The organism is Coprothermobacter platensis DSM 11748, from assembly GCF_000378005.1.
Taxonomy (GTDB): Bacteria; Coprothermobacterota; Coprothermobacteria; order Coprothermobacterales; family Coprothermobacteraceae; genus Coprothermobacter; species Coprothermobacter platensis.
Genome location: NZ_KB899040.1, coordinates 360,118 through 374,771, shown reverse-complemented (window position 1 = coordinate 374,771; position 14,654 = coordinate 360,118). Strand labels below are relative to the sequence as shown.

Sequence of the window (14,654 nt, the reverse complement as noted above, 5' to 3'; positions counted from 1 at the left end):
TTCTCATGAATATTGAGTTGATCGGTGATACACCATTTTCGAGCTTATATGCGAAGCGAGACACCAGCGTGTTTTCTGTCACCATGGCTATACCAGGTGGAGCCATGGCTGAAGAAGAAGGCCAGTTAGGATACGCTCACCTTTTGGAACACATGGTGTTTAGGGGCACAAAGAAGTATCCCACGAGTAAAGATTTAGCTATGGAAATTGAAGGTGTCGGTGGCCGTTATAACGGTTTTACAACGTTCGATGCAATATACTTCACAGCCACTGTACCAGCACCATTTTGGCAGAACGCAGTCGATGTCATATTCAGTTTGGCTTATGAACCACTTTTAGAAGAAACAGCTCTTTCTATAGAAAAGCAAGTGGTAATAAGTGAGATCCAAATGTCAGAAGACCAGCCTGAAGAACGTGCTTACTCCTATTTGCAAAAGTTGATGTGGGATGGACACCGCATGGGCGAAGATGTAGCGGGTAGACGAGAAGATGTAGAAAATGCCACAAAGCCGAAGATAGAGAGCTTCTGGAAATCGATGTTTTCAAGAAAACCTTGTATTGCCATGGTCGGGCCCATGGAAGCAAACGTTGTCCAATCTTTTATTGAAAAACTTCACCCACCGTTCGAGTTGAACAGTGAGCGCTTATCAATAGACGCCCCTTCATTCCACGCGGGAGAATCCCGGGTTAGAGAAGATACTCAGCAACTGTATTACCGCAAGGCCCTGAGAGGTAGTAGTACAACCAGCGATGACATTTTCACATACCAATTAATCTCTAATATTTTAGGCGGCTCCAGTTTCAGCCAGCTCTTCCTAAGAATTAGGGAGGAAGAAGGTCTAAGCTATTCTGTGTATTCAAACATAGAAGGTACATCTGTGGCAGGATCACTCGTGATCGCTTGCGACTTAAAACCCAATGGCCTCGATAAAGCAAAGGAAATCGTTGATGAAGAACTGGAAAAACTCAGTCAAGGCGAGTTGGATGAAGAACAGTTAGAAAAGTTTAAACGCTTTACACTAGGTGCTTACACTATGGGATTGGAGTCCACGTCCACCATTTCTATGCTTTTAGCAGACCGCTTTCTGTCGCGCGGTATCATTTGGAATCCAGACAGTGAGATAAACTACATTCGAAGTATTGATGTGGGAAAAATAAGTAGCGCACTCAGAGAAAGTCTGGATGGAGGCTCAGCAGAGGTTGTTCTTGGGCCTTAATGCGTTTCGTGTGCTTCAGGTTCTGGTCTATAGGACAAGAACACAAAAAGCATTACGGTGTTCATAAGAATTGCCGAGCCACCATAACTGATAAAAGGCAACGGTATCCCTGTTATTGGCATGAGCCCCAGGTTCATGCCAATATTTATAACGAACTGTACTGCCCAGGCGCATAGTGCCATAAAACAGAATTTCTGCTGAATTTGGTTAGGAACAAAGAAAGCATAGCCCAAGCCACCCAGCAAGAATGTGCAAACCAAAATGATTACAGCAAGGGCGCCCCAAAAACCAAGAACGTAAGCAATTGTCGCAAAAATGAAGTCAGCATAATCCACGGGCAAATAGCCATAGTAAAGGAAAAATGCGTCTTGAAGCCCTTTCCCCCTAAGACCTCCAGCGCCAATGGCAGTCCAGGCTTGGATCAAGTTATAACCATCTTTCGTTGTGTCATCGTAAGGGTTAAGAAAACTGAGAAGACGTCTACGCTGATAATCTCTTAGACCTTTTTCCCAAAGTACAGGAAACATCAATATCAAGGCATAGACGCCAGAGAAAAGCACTCCCCAATTAATACCATCCACAACGAGAAAACCTAAAAACTCTGTAAGTAAAACAATGCTGGTACCTAAATCAGGCTGAATAATGACTAATCCAATAAAACACAAAGCCACCAACGTGCTCACGACCCATTTTCTCCAACCACTAAAATGAGCAGAAATCCAAACAAGGAATAGCGGCAAGGTCAGTTTAGCAAGTTCTGACGGCTGAAACTGAAAGAAACCTAAGGAAATCCAACGCTGCGCACCATACGTCTCATGGCCGATAATCAGCGTTAGCACAAGAAGTGCTAAGGAAATACCACCCAAATAAGGTGCAATCCTAAGCAAATAAGAAAACCCAATATAAAGAACGACTAAACCTATTATGAGACCAGCGGCAAAAGCAAAAACTTGCGTTCGCACAGAATCCGTAAAAAAACTACTAAACTCGTAACCAGGTTGAGTGGCGGCTGATATACCCACCAGCCCGAAAGCCACCAAGAACAAAGCACTTATAACACAGACAAAAGCAAAAAATAAACGAACCTTCACCGTCGAGTCTTCTGCCCACTAACCGGCACTCTTATGCTAAGCAGTAACCGACCATTTTCCAAACGGTCGGCGTTTATTTCTGCTGCGCCGGTTTCTATGTCTGCGTAACGTTTTACTACGGCTAATATTTCCTTCTCCATCTGCTCCAAATCAGCGTTGTCAAAAAGACCTCGGTCGTGGATCAACATCACTTCCAAACGCTGCTTCGCGTCATCTTTTGTGTGCTTTCCAAAAAGGTCACTGAACCAGGACATTAGCCTTCACCTCTTAAAAAACCGAATATGGACCAAAAACTCTTCGGTTTTTTTACCTCTTGAGCAACATAATCAGGATCCAGCAGTTTATGAGCAATATTCAAGTATGCATGTGCCACAGGTGAAGATGGATACTTAGAAAGCAACGGTTCCCCTTGGTTCACTGCTTGGACAATAAGCGTATCGTCAGGAACCACACCCAATAAAGGAATCTCCAAAAGATCCAGTATATCGTCTGGCGAAAGCATATTTCCCTGCTTTACCAATGATTGATTGAGCCTGTTTATAACTACCCCATCGATCTTCACTTTGTAGTTTTCTAACAATCCTACGACACGATCAACATCTCGAATGGATGGAACCTCAGGCACGGTAACAACAACCGCCCTATCGGCAAAACGACTGCTTATACGAAAACCATGCTCAATACCTGCAGGGCTGTCCACAAACACATATTCAAACATTTCTTTTGCCTGCGCTACCACAGTGCTGAACTTGTCTTCAGGGACATCTTCCTTGAAATGTGTTTGAGACGCAGCCAACAGAAACAGGTTCTCAGGGAGACGTTTGTCTTTTACCAGCGCATCTTTCAAATCTACTCTGCCACTGATAACATCGAACAAGTCGTACACAACACGCCTCTCGAGGCCCAACACACTATCCAAGTTCTTTAACCCTATATCACCATCAATGAGCAAAACCCTTTTACCCAGTGACGCCAAGCCATATCCCACGTTAGCTGTAATCGTGGTTTTTCCAACTCCACCTTTTCCGGACGTCACAACAACACATTGTCCAGCCATTGGCTTATCCTCCTCCCAGCCTGTTTTTCATCTGTGAAAACCTCTATCGTATTTGGTTCTGTATCACTTACAAGTATCCATGTTTTCGAAGAAATATCGACATAAAGAACATCACCCACCTGCACTGACGCTCCTTCGCACTGACGGAATAAAGCAAAAGATCCTTCAGGAACAACTACCTTGCCAGCCGCCTTTCCCATAACAATAACACAAGGGGCCTTTATTATGCCATCTTTGTGCAAATCGCCCCAAAGGAAAACGCCCTCATTTGAATAAATGTTTTCTCCACCACGCAGCGGTCCGGTAACCATACGAAAAAGCAATTCAGCATTTTTTAATGCTTTGCCGGCAGTTCGTTCTCGTTTCTCTTCCTTCGGCGCTGCTTCTTGTTTATAAGGTAAAACACGGTTGCTAAAACCAAATTGCTCGAGATTCTTTCTTACTATGTTAAGGGCTTGTTCATCAAGACCAGAACGGACAAATAACGTATGCTCTTTTAGCAATTCACCATAAGAAGATAAATACTTTGTAAGGATATTTGACAATTCTTGGGGATTATCCCCGTTATATTCCACCAGATATCCCTCTTTCAAACCAGATAGTTTAACGAACTGTTTTTCCACGGAAATAACCCTCCATAACTGTCTTAGTAATTTTAACAGGCTCTGTATCGGTGGTGTACAACCTTAAAGAAACTACCATAATCTCTGGTGCATCGTAATTAGCGTAGGCGATGAGCCACTTATGGTATTTGTTTGCACGTTCGGTCTCTGCGGTACCACTCTTCCCCGCAGCAGTGTAAAGGTTTGATTTCAACCCTGTGAGAAGGCCCCAGTCCACACCAGCCTTCATACCCTCTTTTATTACAGGGAACCATGATTTGTAAATGGTGCTTTGCGCTCTTGATTCGGGCTTCCCTTGTAATATAAGCGTTTTCCCGTCTTTCACTTCCTTAAGAAGCCTAAATTTATAAAGCTGCCCATCGTTTATTATCTGCTGATACACTTGCGCCATGAGAATGGGAGAAACAGCTACATACCCCTGCCCGATACTTGTGTTAACTGTATCGCCAGGATACCATGGTTCACCTATGTTCTTTAGCTTCCATGCCTGATTTGGTACGGTCCCTTTGCTCACAGAATCATATTCAATCCATGGATAAGTTGTCAACCCCATGGTATTTGCCACTTTATATATGTTATCTATGCCAGCTCTAAGGCCCACAGTGCCAAAATAAACGTTGTCTGACATGGCCAATCCTTTTATGAAATCCACCGTGCCATAACTTCTGTGATGGTAATTCCATACTCTTGTGGAACCGATCTGAAGATACCCAGGGTCATTTATGGTAAAATCGGGCGTAATAGCATGATAGTAAAGACCTGCTAACCCGGTGACGACTTTGAAAGTTGAGCCAGCAGGGATTTGCGATTTTGTCATCCTGTTAACCAAACTGCTGTTTTTCTCATATTGTTGCCACGTTGCCTGGTCGATGCCTTTTATGAAAACGTTGGGATCAAAACTTGGCTTAGAAACTAAAGCATAAATACTTCCATCCTTTGGATTGGCCGCGATTACCCCTCCTACTTCATTGCCCACTGCATCCCATGCGATTTTTTGCAAATCCATGTCCACTGTCAAGTAAACATCATAGCCCTTAACAGGAGTAGAAACCGTTTTTTCTTTGATAACCTTACCTGAAACGTTTACTAAAACCTCAGTGATTCCAGGTTGTCCACGCAAATAACTATCAAAAACTTTTTCAGCAGCCATCTTGCCAACGATGCTGCTTGGTCTCAAATTGGAATCACTCTGCAGGTCTTCTTTTGAAGCTTTACCCACGTAACCCGTTATAAACGCACCCAATTCACCATATGGGTAAATGCGCTTAGAACCCATTACCAGTTTGATAGCGGGGTCATCATTTTCGACTTCCAGCACTTTTAAACGTTTTGATTCATCCAAGTCTTGTATGACCGTTATAGGCTGAAATGGATAAAGCTCACTGCTTTCAAAGGCTGCTTCGATATCTGCTTGCTTTGCCCCTAACTGCAATAAGTGCTGTTTTGTCGCTGAAGCACTTTTCGTTAACGATGGAACTACAGCCACATTGTATGCTACTTCATCATAAGCCAGTACTCTACCCTTGGTATCCAGAATGCGTCCACGCACAGGTTCTTCAGTCACGTAACGGGTATAGTTGTTTTTCTCCCTTACAGCATAGTAATCATATTGATCAACTTGAAGATAGTAAAGACGCCACAAGAACAAACCCATCACGATTAGAACCAACGAACCTAATGCGTAAAGAACCTTATTACTCCGCATCCGCCCACGCCTCTATTAAGACAAGTGGTAAGATGAGCATCGCCCACCAATTTACAATAAAGCCCCAAAGCACTACTACAGCAGCCATGATGCCAAAAAGCTTTTTCCAATTCCATTCAAATATCTGTGCCATAAGTAAAAGACCGACGGTGCAAAGCGAAAATGGGTGCATGTATGCACCATCAAAACCCAAAGCCAAGATAAAAACGACAACCCAGGACCAAAACCCGAGATTATTAAGCAAAGCCCGCACTCTCATTATAGCCAACGGCGGAAAGAACATCATACCTGTGACCAAGAAAAACAGACTTTCTACCATGTTTTATGCCACAATTTTAAGCCATACGTTCTTAAGTCAACCAAAACCGTATTCGCCTTTATGTACTGCTTGTCTGAAACATCACTGACTATAGCTACGAGAAGTGGTGTTGACGTAGGCACAACGATGTAATCACCCGGAAGAATATCTTCATAACCTACCGGCTGAAAGGTCAATTGATTCTTTTGATAAAAAAGTCTACCCACAGCACCAGTGCGGGAAATGACTGCAGGAACGCTGAAGCTCTTGTCATAAACAGTACGTATAATGAAGTCATTCCCCGTAATCTGACTAACCTGGCCCACCAAAATATCCGTGTCAGTGGTTATCAAGTCGCCTACCTGCGGTTTGACCCCTGTGGCAATTAGTTCGATATGATCCTTATCCCACCTTAGACCAATAACCTTTATCTGCCCAAACCTGACGCTGCCTGTAACACTGCGAACAAGCGACTTTTCATTCTGAGATAGCATCCGTTCATACACATCACGTCCATCGGTGTTCCACCAATAGAACGTAGATATGGCATCACTGACCCTGTATACGCCAGTCCTTATCCACAGAAACGGTCTGGAGACATAGCTAAAAAAAGTATTCCAACTTACCGTGGTAAAGACAGCCAAGATCAATAAAGCAGCTATGGTCCACTCTAAGATCCGGGCAAGATTTACCTTCATTCATGCTCACGCTTGTAGTATTTCTTTCAGAAGCTCCATATTGCCAGCTATTATGCCAGCTCCGCGTGCTACAGCGGTCAATGGATCTTCTACTTCGTGGACAGGAACACCCGTGCGTTCACTTAGAAGCCTATCTACACCTTTAAGCAAAGATCCACCACCGGTTAGATAGAAACCTGTTTCCATGATATCTGCAATCAATTCAGGCGGTGTAGTTTCCAGTGTAGCCTTTACAGCATCAACTAACGTGCCCAACAAATCCTTGAAAGCATCGCGAACGGCATCGGAGGAAATCGTTACACGTTTTGGCAAACCTGTAAGTAAGTCGCGGCCCGTAACTTCCATCTGCATCTTTTCCATGGGATAAGCAGATCCGATATTTATCTTTATCATTTCGGCCGTACGTTCGCCGATGAACAGGTTGTATTCGTTTTTCACAAAATCGATTATGCGCTCCGTGAAAGCATCACCAGCAACCGGAACTGACTTCCAAGAAACCAAGCCGCCCAAAGAGATAACAGCAGCTTCGGTAGTTCCACCACCTATGTCCACAATCATGTTACCTCTGGGTTCCGTAATAGGTAAACCCGCACCTACTGCTGCTGCCAAAGGTTCTTGTACTACCCAAACATCTCTGGCACCCGCATTTCTGCAAGCATCTTCTACAGCTTTTCTTTCAACAGGCGTTGCACCGGTAGGAACACCCACGACAACGCGAAGACGCTGGGGGAAAACAGAAAAGCTGGCGTGACCTTTTGCCTTACTTATGAGGTATTTAACCATGATCTCCGTGGTGTAATCGTCTGCAATGACACCACTCTTCAACGGTCTTATTACAACGATGTTTTCCGGCGTCTTTCCGGCCATTTCGAAGGCCTCATTACCCACCTTTAACACCTTTTGCGTCGTTCTATCCAAACCCACCACAGACGGTTCACTTACTACGATTCCTTTACCTTTTACCGCAACCAAGCTATTCGCTGTACCGAGATCTATCCCTAAATCTATTGGCATCGTTTTAAAACCTCCTATTTTCCTCTATATTTTCCTTTTTAGCATGTGTTTTATTGAACCAAATACACATACAACATAAACAAAACGCCCAAAAGTGACATGGCGTTGATACCCAAAGCTATGTTAAACTGCAGCTTCAAAAAACCCAAATCTAACGCTAACGGCCCCAGCTGCAGATTCCATGCATGACTGAAGAAAGGTATATAGTTACCCAGGATGTAACCCAGGTACGTTCCCAAGAACAAACCGATGAGTATGCTCCATACCAGTGGTAGAGAACTCTTTCGCCTCAATTACTAACCTCCAAATCGTCCGTAGATTTTTTGTCCACAATTAGGGCATCTATCATTCACAATGAAGTTATGCGTAACGAGAAGCCCTTTACGTTCAATTAAAAGCTTACCACAAGAAGGGCATACAGTGTTTTCCACTTCTGCCATATCAACGTTTCCCACGTAAACATAATGCAGTCCCTTATCCATGGCCATGGCCCGGGCATCCGTCAGCGTCTTAATTGGTGTAGGTTTTAACTCGGAAAGCTCAAAATCAGGAAAAAAACGCGTGATGTGCCAAGGAATGTCAGGACTAAGGTGTACTAAGAATGATGCGATATCTGGCAGATCACTATCATTGATGCCTGGCATCACATTCGTTACTACCTCTACATGCTTACCATGAGAAATCGCTCTCTCAACATTTTCTAATACTACGGAGGCTTTAACCCCGGGAGCAAACTTATCATAAGTACTATCGGAATAGCCCTTGATATCGATGCGGAATACGTCGATGACAGGTTCCCATAGGGCAAATGTCTGAACCGAGTAATAACCGTTCGTAACGACAATCGTGAAGAGCCCTTTTGCCTTGCAGAGTTCTGCGCTATCATGAACGTATTCTGCCCACACCGTTGGTTCATTATAGGTCCAGGCGACGCCTTGGGCATGCGCCAAAGCCAAATCAGACAAAGCATCAGGCATTATTTTTTTGAGTTGCCAATGATATGTATCTAAATCACGATGAGCTATTTCCCAATTCTGACATCCCTTGCAGCGCATATTGCAACCGAGCGTACCCACAGAAAGCACATCGCTGGAAGGCATATAATGAAATACTGGTTTTTTCTCCACTGGGTCGATTGCCAAACTACTTACCAAGCCATACACATCACAGGTAACATTCTCTCCATGAGCAGACCTTACGCCACAATATGCCTTAACACGGCTTAAATTACAAGCCCGAGGACAAGCTAAGCAAAAAGTACCTTGTTTAGAATTAGCAAATAGCTTCATTTGTATTTCTCTGTTGTGAATCTAAAAAGTCTAACCTCTTCGCTATGGCTTATGCCACCTTTCAAACGGCATATTCTTATCTGCTCCTGAACAGAATCTACTCCCTCTAAGTTTGGGAGTAAGACACCTTTTCTATAGGGACGCAACTTTGACTGAACCACAACGCCCCATCGTTTTGGATCCAACGCTGACTCGTCAGCTACTTCTTCCAATGACGAAAGCACTTCCACCGTGTAGTCAATGATATCAAGCTCGTCCACAGTAACAGGTGGAAAACGTGGATCTTCTGTACCAGCAGCTATGGCGTTGTTTATGATTTCCTGAGCCAGGTTATCATAAATGGGCTCAATTGTTCCAATGCATCCTCTGAGCTCACCATTCTCCTCGAGCGTTACGAAACATCCAGCTTTTCTCCTGAATTCTTCAGGCAGTGGGTTCGGCGGTGTTATAACTACCCCTCTCATGACAAATGTCTCTAACGCTTGTTTTGCCAACATTACAAAGGGATGGTGCTGCTCCTTGTCGTTATTCATCATAAACTGTCGCCTTCCATCGAGAGAGCAACTTCTGCTACGCAATAACCTACACCAAAAGGACCTTCGTAGCTAAGTACTTCTGCGTGAGCAGATTCACCCATAAACCCAAAAAGTGTGGCAATGGACCAATAGCCACATTCACCAGCCATGTCTCTCATTTCTTCCAACGTGAGGTATTCTGTTAGAGACCATTCGCTTATCGTCTCAACAACTTTTTCATCGAACAACTTGGCATTTGGATTAAATCCAGCCGGAGCTCCAGGGATAAGTCTGTGGCTGAGGTCCCCCGAAGCCACAAAAAGTATTTTCCTTCCATCATCCAAAAGTTTTCTCACGCAAGAGCCGAATTCTACATACCCCTGCGTAGTCAACGAAAAAGCATACCCCATAACCACTAAAGGAGTCTTCGGCTTTAAATAGTAAAGTGGAACCATGGATGCATAATCCAGCAGTCCATAACGGATGGCTGAGGCGCCACACTTTTTCATGCTGTAAGCATCATCAGTAGCACATGGATAGGACATGGTGACGTGTGGCGCGTCGAAATCCCCGAAATCCCCGATGTACTTATCCGTTACTTGCACGGGAATACTGCGTCCATTAAGACTAACAGCATGTGGAGACATGATAACGGTCACATCTGGCCCGAATGCCTCCACATCTTCTGATGCCTTTTTCAGTGCATCAATAGTGCTTTGAACCATGCGCGTTTCTTTTCCGCCTATCTCAGGAATAATGATGGGCGGGTGACAAGTAATGATGCCCATTGCAGGCATAACTCATCCCCCCAATTCGCTTAACCTTTTTACCAACTGACTCAAAGACTCCTCCAATGCTTGTCGCTCTTCTTTTTGTTTTTCCACAACCTCTTTGGGAGCCTTGTTCAAGAAATCATTATTCTGCAAGCGTTTGTCATAAACGCTGATACGATTTTCTAAGTCGCTTTTCTGTTTAAGGAGCCTGCTCTTTTCCTTCTCAATGTCCACAATGCCTTGCAGAGGAACATAAAATACGTCGGTTCCGACTACTACGCTGTAGGCATTTTCCACAGCAGAAGCAGTCTGGCTTACCTCTTCCACACGAGCCAAGAACTTTATATATGGTATAAATTCGGACCAACTGTCTAAATCCCCTTGGAGCAAAACCCTAATGCGTTGAGAAGGTTTTACATTGAGTTCAGCCCTGAGGTTCCTTATACCCCTAATAGCGTCCTTGACTACTGAAAGTCTTTCTACAGCAACTGAGTCGACAAAATCTTTCCTTGGCGCAGGCCACGTTTCATTTACTAAGTACGAATCAAAACCGATTCTACTCCATACCTCTTGGGTAATAAAAGGCAAGAATGGATGTAGCATTTTCAGCGATTCTTCCAAAACGTGGCGCAACGTCCAGTACGTGCCATATGTCGGCTCTACCTTAGACATCTCTATGTACCAATCGCAATAATCTGCCCAGTAAAAACTCTCTATTTCTCTTAAAGCGGCCCCAAAATCGTAACTGTCGAAGCACTGTACAACTACGTTTTTCGTTTCTTCTAATCGGCTCAATATATAGCGGTCTACAGATGAAAGCTGCTCGGGTTCTTTGCTCAAATCTTTATCTGCAACCACGTTAAGAACATAACGAGCTGAGTTCCATATTTTGTTTGTCAAGTTCTTACCATGTTCTATGCGTGATTCTGAAAAGTTTACGTCCTGCCCTCCCAAGCTCATGCCAGAAATGAGCGCATAGCGTAATGCATCAGCACTGTACTCATCAATCATGTCCATGGGATCTACCGTATTTCCCTTTGATTTACTCATCTTCTGACCGTGCTCATCCAAGACTAAACCATGCAAGAACACTTGTTTAAAAGGAACCTGTTTGTTTAACGTAGTGGACATGAATACCATACGAGCGACCCAGAAAAACAGAATGTCATAGCCCGTTATAAGCAAGGTCGTAGGGAAATAATATTTGAGATCTGCAGTCTGCTCTGGCCAACCAAAAACTTCAAATGGCCACAACGAGGAGCTAAACCAGGTATCAAGCACATCCTCTTCTTGCTTTACAGGACCACCACATTTGGGGCATGTATCCACATGCTCTTCTTCGCTTGCAAATACATAGCCACACTCTTGGCATGTATAAACAGGTATTCTGTGACCCCACCAAATCTGACGGGAAATGCACCAATCTCGAATATTATCCATCCAATCTTGGTAAACCTTTACCCAGCGATCTGGAACAATCTGGATTTCTCCATCCTCTACCACACGCTTCGCTTCAGGAGCCATGGCAGTTAATTTTACAAACCACTGATCTGATATCATGGGCTCTACAACTGTGTTGCAGCGCTGGCAGTGACCCACAGCATGCCTGTAAGGTTCTATTTTTTCTAAATAATCTTGTTTTTCTAAATCGTTTACCACGGCTTCCCGAGCATCAAATCTATCCAAACCAGCATATTTGCCGGCAGCATCAGTCATACGCCCATCCAATCCAATAACTTGTATGACTTCCAAATCATGTCGCTGTCCCACAGCAAAATCTGTTGGGTCATGGGCAGGCGTAACCTTCACAGCACCGGTTCCGAAGTCGGGATCCACACTTTCGTCTGCAACAACGGGAATCCTTCTACCTATCAGAGGGACCAAAACAAACTTTCCTATAACACTTTGATAATGTTCATCATTAGGGTTAACTGCAATAGCTGTATCTCCAAGCATGGTCTCGGGACGTGTCGTAGCCACCACGATAAAACCCTTTTGGTCTTCAAATGGGTAACGTATGTACCAAAGATGAGCATCTTCTTCTTCATAAGTCACTTCTAAATCTGATATGGCTGTACCACATCGAGGGCACCAGTTAATCATGTAATGCCCTTTATAAATAAGCCCCTGATCAAAAAGCTCCTTGAACGCATGGCGTACGGCTCTTGCACAAACAGGATCCATGGTAAATCGAAGCCTTTCCCAGTCAACACCACAACCGAGGCGCGTTATTTGGTCCAATATCTTGTTTCCGTACTTATCTTTCCACTCCCAGACTTTATCTAAAAACGCTTCACGCCCTATGTCCTGACGTTTTATCCCCTCTTTAAGAAGGGAACGTTCAACAACGTTCTGCGTAGCGATGCCTGCATGATCTGTGCCGGGAACCCAGCACACATTGAAACCGTTCATCTTCTTATAGCGAACAACCGCATCTTGAAGAGATAAGTCCAAAGCATGGCCAATATGCAGTGAACCAGTTACATTGGGAGGAGGGATAACCATACTAAAACGCGGTTTGTTTTCATCTATTTCACTGTGGAATACATGGTCTTCCTTCCATTTCTTCGACCAATAAAGTTCATGAGAAGGATCATATTGCGCGTCCATTTGGGGCTGCTTTTGGTCACTATCGCTCATAATTTTCTCCTCCTTTTGTCTGCTTTGCTTCAAGAACACCGGTATAGAATTCTTTAAATTTCAAGAAAGCCCTGCTTCTATGGCTTACTTCATTCTTTTCTTCTGCGTCTAATTCTGCAAAATGTTTGTTTAGCGGTGGGTAATAAAAAATGGGATCATAGCCAAAACCATTGCTTCCCGCAGGCTCATTGGCAATGAAACCTTCTACAATGCCTTCAAAAAAGTGCGATTTACCTTCATCATGAATGAAACAGACTACCGTGTGGAAACGTGCCGTACGTTTTTCCCAGGGTACACCTTGCATTAATTCAAGTATTTTCATGTACTTTTCTTTATCTGTTTTCAAATTCATAAAACGGTTACTAAAAATGCCCGGTTGTCCGCCAAGGTAGTCTACCTCTAACCCCGAGTCATCTGCCAATGAAGCTATGCCGTACTTATCAAAAGCTGCTTTTGCTTTTATAAAAGCATTTTCCGAATAGGTACTGCCTGTTTCCTCTGGCATTTCTCCGTCAAAAGGAACAAGTTCTACAATATCTCCTATGATCTTAGAGATTTCTCTTACCTTTCCTAAGTTACTTGTAGCTAAAACCATACGTTTTCTTTCCATGGCTAAATTTTACAACGAATAGCGCCAACTTCTGATAAAATAAAACTTATGTACTATCCTGAAAGGCCTCAAAACAGGAGAAGTGTCTCAGGTATTCTGCTTTTTGCAATCGGTTTGTTTTTAGGAGCACTTCTTATCTTGGCCGGTAAACCGGCCATAGAAAGTCAAAGTTGCATACCAAAAACGGTAGTTCAAACCACTACGGTCGTGAAGGAAGTTTGCACTGCCACTTCCCCAACGGGGAATACAACTACTCCCACAGGCATGCTTTCTTATGGATTTCCTACCCCAGATCAAGCGACAACGGCATCTCAAACCCTCACCTTGCAACTGAGTTATCCCACAGCGGATACATTAAAAGCAGATTGGGTTGTTTTTAGCGGAAAAGTGACAAAAAACAACAAAGCAGGTGCTTATTACGTCACTTTCTGGGATGGTAATAGATTGATAATGGTTTTACGCACAGACTTCAATGGCACATTCAGTTATAAATTTACACGCCTTTCCGGCGAGGCTAAAGGAACCATGAACCTGCGTGTGTATGCAGTTGATAGCGACGGGAAAGGCGTTTCTAACGTAATACAAAAGGTCATAACTGCTCCGTAAACTGCTATTCAATCAGTCAGGTCCTTTATCACCAGAGAAAACAGTTCATCAAAATCCTTAAGTGAAGCAGGTATAAAAACTAATGCTACTTTTCCTTTCTCTATTTCCATCTTCGAGCCATTCTCAGATAAAAGTCGACCGATATTGAGTTTAGCAGACACATCTTGTTCTTGACCAAATTCCAGGGATACCTCTCCAAGGGTAAACCCATTTTCCTTGGTCCAACTTTCCAAGGCTAACACAATATCTTTAGCCTTTGTTATATCCACATCATATAGTGTGGAGGCCATTATCAAATCGCCTGCTTCCATTCCAGAATACAAACGTATCTCAGCACTAAAATAAAGGCCTTCTTCTTCAAATTTGGACTCTACCGCGCTCATAAAGGTTTCAGCACCATCCAAAAAATCATTCCAATTGGTCACTTTTTGCGGCTCAGGAACTTCTTTAACCAGCTCTATGTGAAGGTCTGCTTTCATGCTTATTTCACTCTCCTCTTTGTAATTTGTAATGATTCC

The 14,654-nt window shown here is 43.6% G+C and carries 17 protein-coding genes; 2 read left to right on the top strand and 15 right to left on the bottom strand.

Going from position 1 to position 14,654, the window contains the following annotated elements; translation table 11 throughout:
- Positions 1 to 5 precede the first annotated feature (5 nt).
- Positions 6 to 1,217, top strand: a complete 1,212-nt coding sequence (locus D890_RS0102055; RefSeq protein ID WP_018962874.1) for a M16 family metallopeptidase — start codon at positions 6 to 8, stop codon at positions 1,215 to 1,217.
- Here the strand turns inward: D890_RS0102055 and D890_RS0102050 are convergent.
- From D890_RS0102050 to rdgB, 14 genes are read right to left on the bottom strand one after another with little or no spacing between them, the layout of a single operon-like run.
- Entirely contained in the window at positions 1,214 to 2,308 is a 1,095-nt protein-coding gene (locus D890_RS0102050; RefSeq protein WP_018962873.1) for an FtsW/RodA/SpoVE family cell cycle protein, read from the bottom strand. The genes D890_RS0102055 and D890_RS0102050 overlap by 4 nt on opposite strands.
- The gene (gene minE / locus D890_RS0102045; RefSeq protein ID WP_018962872.1) at positions 2,305 to 2,562 is read right to left on the bottom strand and encodes a cell division topological specificity factor MinE; all 258 of its coding nucleotides are present in this window, start codon (positions 2,560 to 2,562) and stop codon (positions 2,305 to 2,307) included. Before minE ends, D890_RS0102050 begins: the two co-directional genes overlap by 4 nt.
- A complete protein-coding gene (gene minD / locus D890_RS0102040) occupies positions 2,562 to 3,365 on the bottom strand; it encodes a septum site-determining protein MinD (protein WP_018962871.1) in 804 nt (267 codons plus the stop codon). Before minD ends, minE begins: the two co-directional genes overlap by 1 nt.
- Entirely contained in the window at positions 3,341 to 3,988 is a 648-nt protein-coding gene (locus tag D890_RS0102035) for a hypothetical protein (RefSeq protein ID WP_018962870.1), read from the bottom strand. Before D890_RS0102035 ends, minD begins: the two co-directional genes overlap by 25 nt.
- Positions 3,969 to 5,693 carry a penicillin-binding protein 2 gene (gene mrdA, locus D890_RS0102030; RefSeq protein ID WP_018962869.1) on the bottom strand — a complete coding sequence of 575 codons (1,725 nt, stop codon included), beginning with the start codon at positions 5,691 to 5,693 and terminating at the stop codon, positions 3,969 to 3,971. Before mrdA ends, D890_RS0102035 begins: the two co-directional genes overlap by 20 nt.
- Positions 5,683 to 6,012 carry a hypothetical protein gene (locus D890_RS0102025; protein WP_018962868.1) on the bottom strand — a complete coding sequence of 110 codons (330 nt, stop codon included), beginning with the start codon at positions 6,010 to 6,012 and terminating at the stop codon, positions 5,683 to 5,685. The genes mrdA and D890_RS0102025 overlap by 11 nt, the downstream gene beginning before the upstream one ends.
- Entirely contained in the window at positions 6,006 to 6,689 is a 684-nt protein-coding gene (locus D890_RS0102020) for an MreC domain-containing protein (RefSeq protein ID WP_018962867.1), read from the bottom strand. Before D890_RS0102020 ends, D890_RS0102025 begins: the two co-directional genes overlap by 7 nt.
- A 6-nt stretch (positions 6,690 to 6,695) precedes the next feature.
- Entirely contained in the window at positions 6,696 to 7,703 is a 1,008-nt protein-coding gene (locus D890_RS0102015) for a rod shape-determining protein (protein WP_018962866.1), read from the bottom strand.
- A 50-nt stretch (positions 7,704 to 7,753) separates the two neighbouring features.
- On the bottom strand, positions 7,754 to 7,996 hold the full coding sequence (locus D890_RS0102010) for a DUF4321 domain-containing protein (RefSeq protein ID WP_018962865.1): 243 nt from the start codon (positions 7,994 to 7,996) through the stop codon (positions 7,754 to 7,756).
- Between the two features lie 3 nt (positions 7,997 to 7,999).
- Positions 8,000 to 8,992 carry an AmmeMemoRadiSam system radical SAM enzyme gene (gene amrS / locus D890_RS0102005; RefSeq protein WP_018962864.1) on the bottom strand — a complete coding sequence of 331 codons (993 nt, stop codon included), beginning with the start codon at positions 8,990 to 8,992 and terminating at the stop codon, positions 8,000 to 8,002.
- The gene (gene amrA, locus D890_RS0102000) at positions 8,989 to 9,528 is read right to left on the bottom strand and encodes an AmmeMemoRadiSam system protein A (RefSeq protein ID WP_018962863.1); all 540 of its coding nucleotides are present in this window, start codon (positions 9,526 to 9,528) and stop codon (positions 8,989 to 8,991) included. The genes amrS and amrA overlap by 4 nt, the downstream gene beginning before the upstream one ends.
- A complete protein-coding gene (locus tag D890_RS07515) occupies positions 9,525 to 10,304 on the bottom strand; it encodes a class III extradiol dioxygenase subunit B-like domain-containing protein (protein WP_018962862.1) in 780 nt (259 codons plus the stop codon). The genes amrA and D890_RS07515 overlap by 4 nt, the downstream gene beginning before the upstream one ends.
- 3 nt (positions 10,305 to 10,307) lie before the next feature.
- A complete protein-coding gene (locus D890_RS0101985) occupies positions 10,308 to 12,920 on the bottom strand; it encodes a valine--tRNA ligase (RefSeq protein ID WP_018962861.1) in 2,613 nt (870 codons plus the stop codon).
- Entirely contained in the window at positions 12,910 to 13,530 is a 621-nt protein-coding gene (gene rdgB / locus D890_RS0101980) for an RdgB/HAM1 family non-canonical purine NTP pyrophosphatase (RefSeq protein WP_018962860.1), read from the bottom strand. Before rdgB ends, D890_RS0101985 begins: the two co-directional genes overlap by 11 nt.
- A 48-nt stretch (positions 13,531 to 13,578) precedes the next feature.
- Here rdgB and D890_RS0101975 point away from each other — a divergent pair, with 48 nt between their 5' ends.
- The gene (locus D890_RS0101975) at positions 13,579 to 14,136 is read left to right on the top strand and encodes a hypothetical protein (RefSeq protein ID WP_083916924.1); all 558 of its coding nucleotides are present in this window, start codon (positions 13,579 to 13,581) and stop codon (positions 14,134 to 14,136) included.
- A gap of 8 nt (positions 14,137 to 14,144) precedes the next feature.
- On the opposite strand, the gene D890_RS0101970 is transcribed toward D890_RS0101975, so the two are convergent.
- The gene (locus D890_RS0101970; RefSeq protein WP_018962858.1) at positions 14,145 to 14,615 is read right to left on the bottom strand and encodes a hypothetical protein; all 471 of its coding nucleotides are present in this window, start codon (positions 14,613 to 14,615) and stop codon (positions 14,145 to 14,147) included.
- Positions 14,616 to 14,654: the final 39 nt, after the last annotated feature.

Bases quoted from the DNA above. Each gene is read 5' to 3' on its own strand.
- D890_RS0102055 (WP_018962874.1), top strand. From the start codon at position 6: ATGAATATTGAGTTGATCGGTGATACACCATTTTCGAGCTTATATGCG.
- minE (WP_018962872.1), bottom strand. From the start codon at position 2,562: ATGTCCTGGTTCAGTGACCTTTTTGGAAAGCACACAAAAGATGACGCG.
- minD (WP_018962871.1), bottom strand. From the start codon at position 3,365: ATGGCTGGACAATGTGTTGTTGTGACGTCCGGAAAAGGTGGAGTTGGA.
- mrdA (WP_018962869.1), bottom strand. From the start codon at position 5,693: ATGCGGAGTAATAAGGTTCTTTACGCATTAGGTTCGTTGGTTCTAATC.
- D890_RS0102025 (WP_018962868.1), bottom strand. From the start codon at position 6,012: ATGGTAGAAAGTCTGTTTTTCTTGGTCACAGGTATGATGTTCTTTCCG.
- D890_RS0102020 (WP_018962867.1), bottom strand. From the start codon at position 6,689: ATGAAGGTAAATCTTGCCCGGATCTTAGAGTGGACCATAGCTGCTTTA.
- D890_RS0102015 (WP_018962866.1), bottom strand. From the start codon at position 7,703: ATGCCAATAGATTTAGGGATAGATCTCGGTACAGCGAATAGCTTGGTT.
- amrS (WP_018962864.1), bottom strand. From the start codon at position 8,992: ATGAAGCTATTTGCTAATTCTAAACAAGGTACTTTTTGCTTAGCTTGT.
- amrA (WP_018962863.1), bottom strand. From the start codon at position 9,528: ATGATGAATAACGACAAGGAGCAGCACCATCCCTTTGTAATGTTGGCA.
- D890_RS07515 (WP_018962862.1), bottom strand. From the start codon at position 10,304: ATGCCTGCAATGGGCATCATTACTTGTCACCCGCCCATCATTATTCCT.
- D890_RS0101985 (WP_018962861.1), bottom strand. From the start codon at position 12,920: ATGAGCGATAGTGACCAAAAGCAGCCCCAAATGGACGCGCAATATGAT.
- rdgB (WP_018962860.1), bottom strand. From the start codon at position 13,530: ATGGAAAGAAAACGTATGGTTTTAGCTACAAGTAACTTAGGAAAGGTA.
- D890_RS0101975 (WP_083916924.1), top strand. From the start codon at position 13,579: ATGTACTATCCTGAAAGGCCTCAAAACAGGAGAAGTGTCTCAGGTATT.
- D890_RS0101970 (WP_018962858.1), bottom strand. From the start codon at position 14,615: ATGAAAGCAGACCTTCACATAGAGCTGGTTAAAGAAGTTCCTGAGCCG.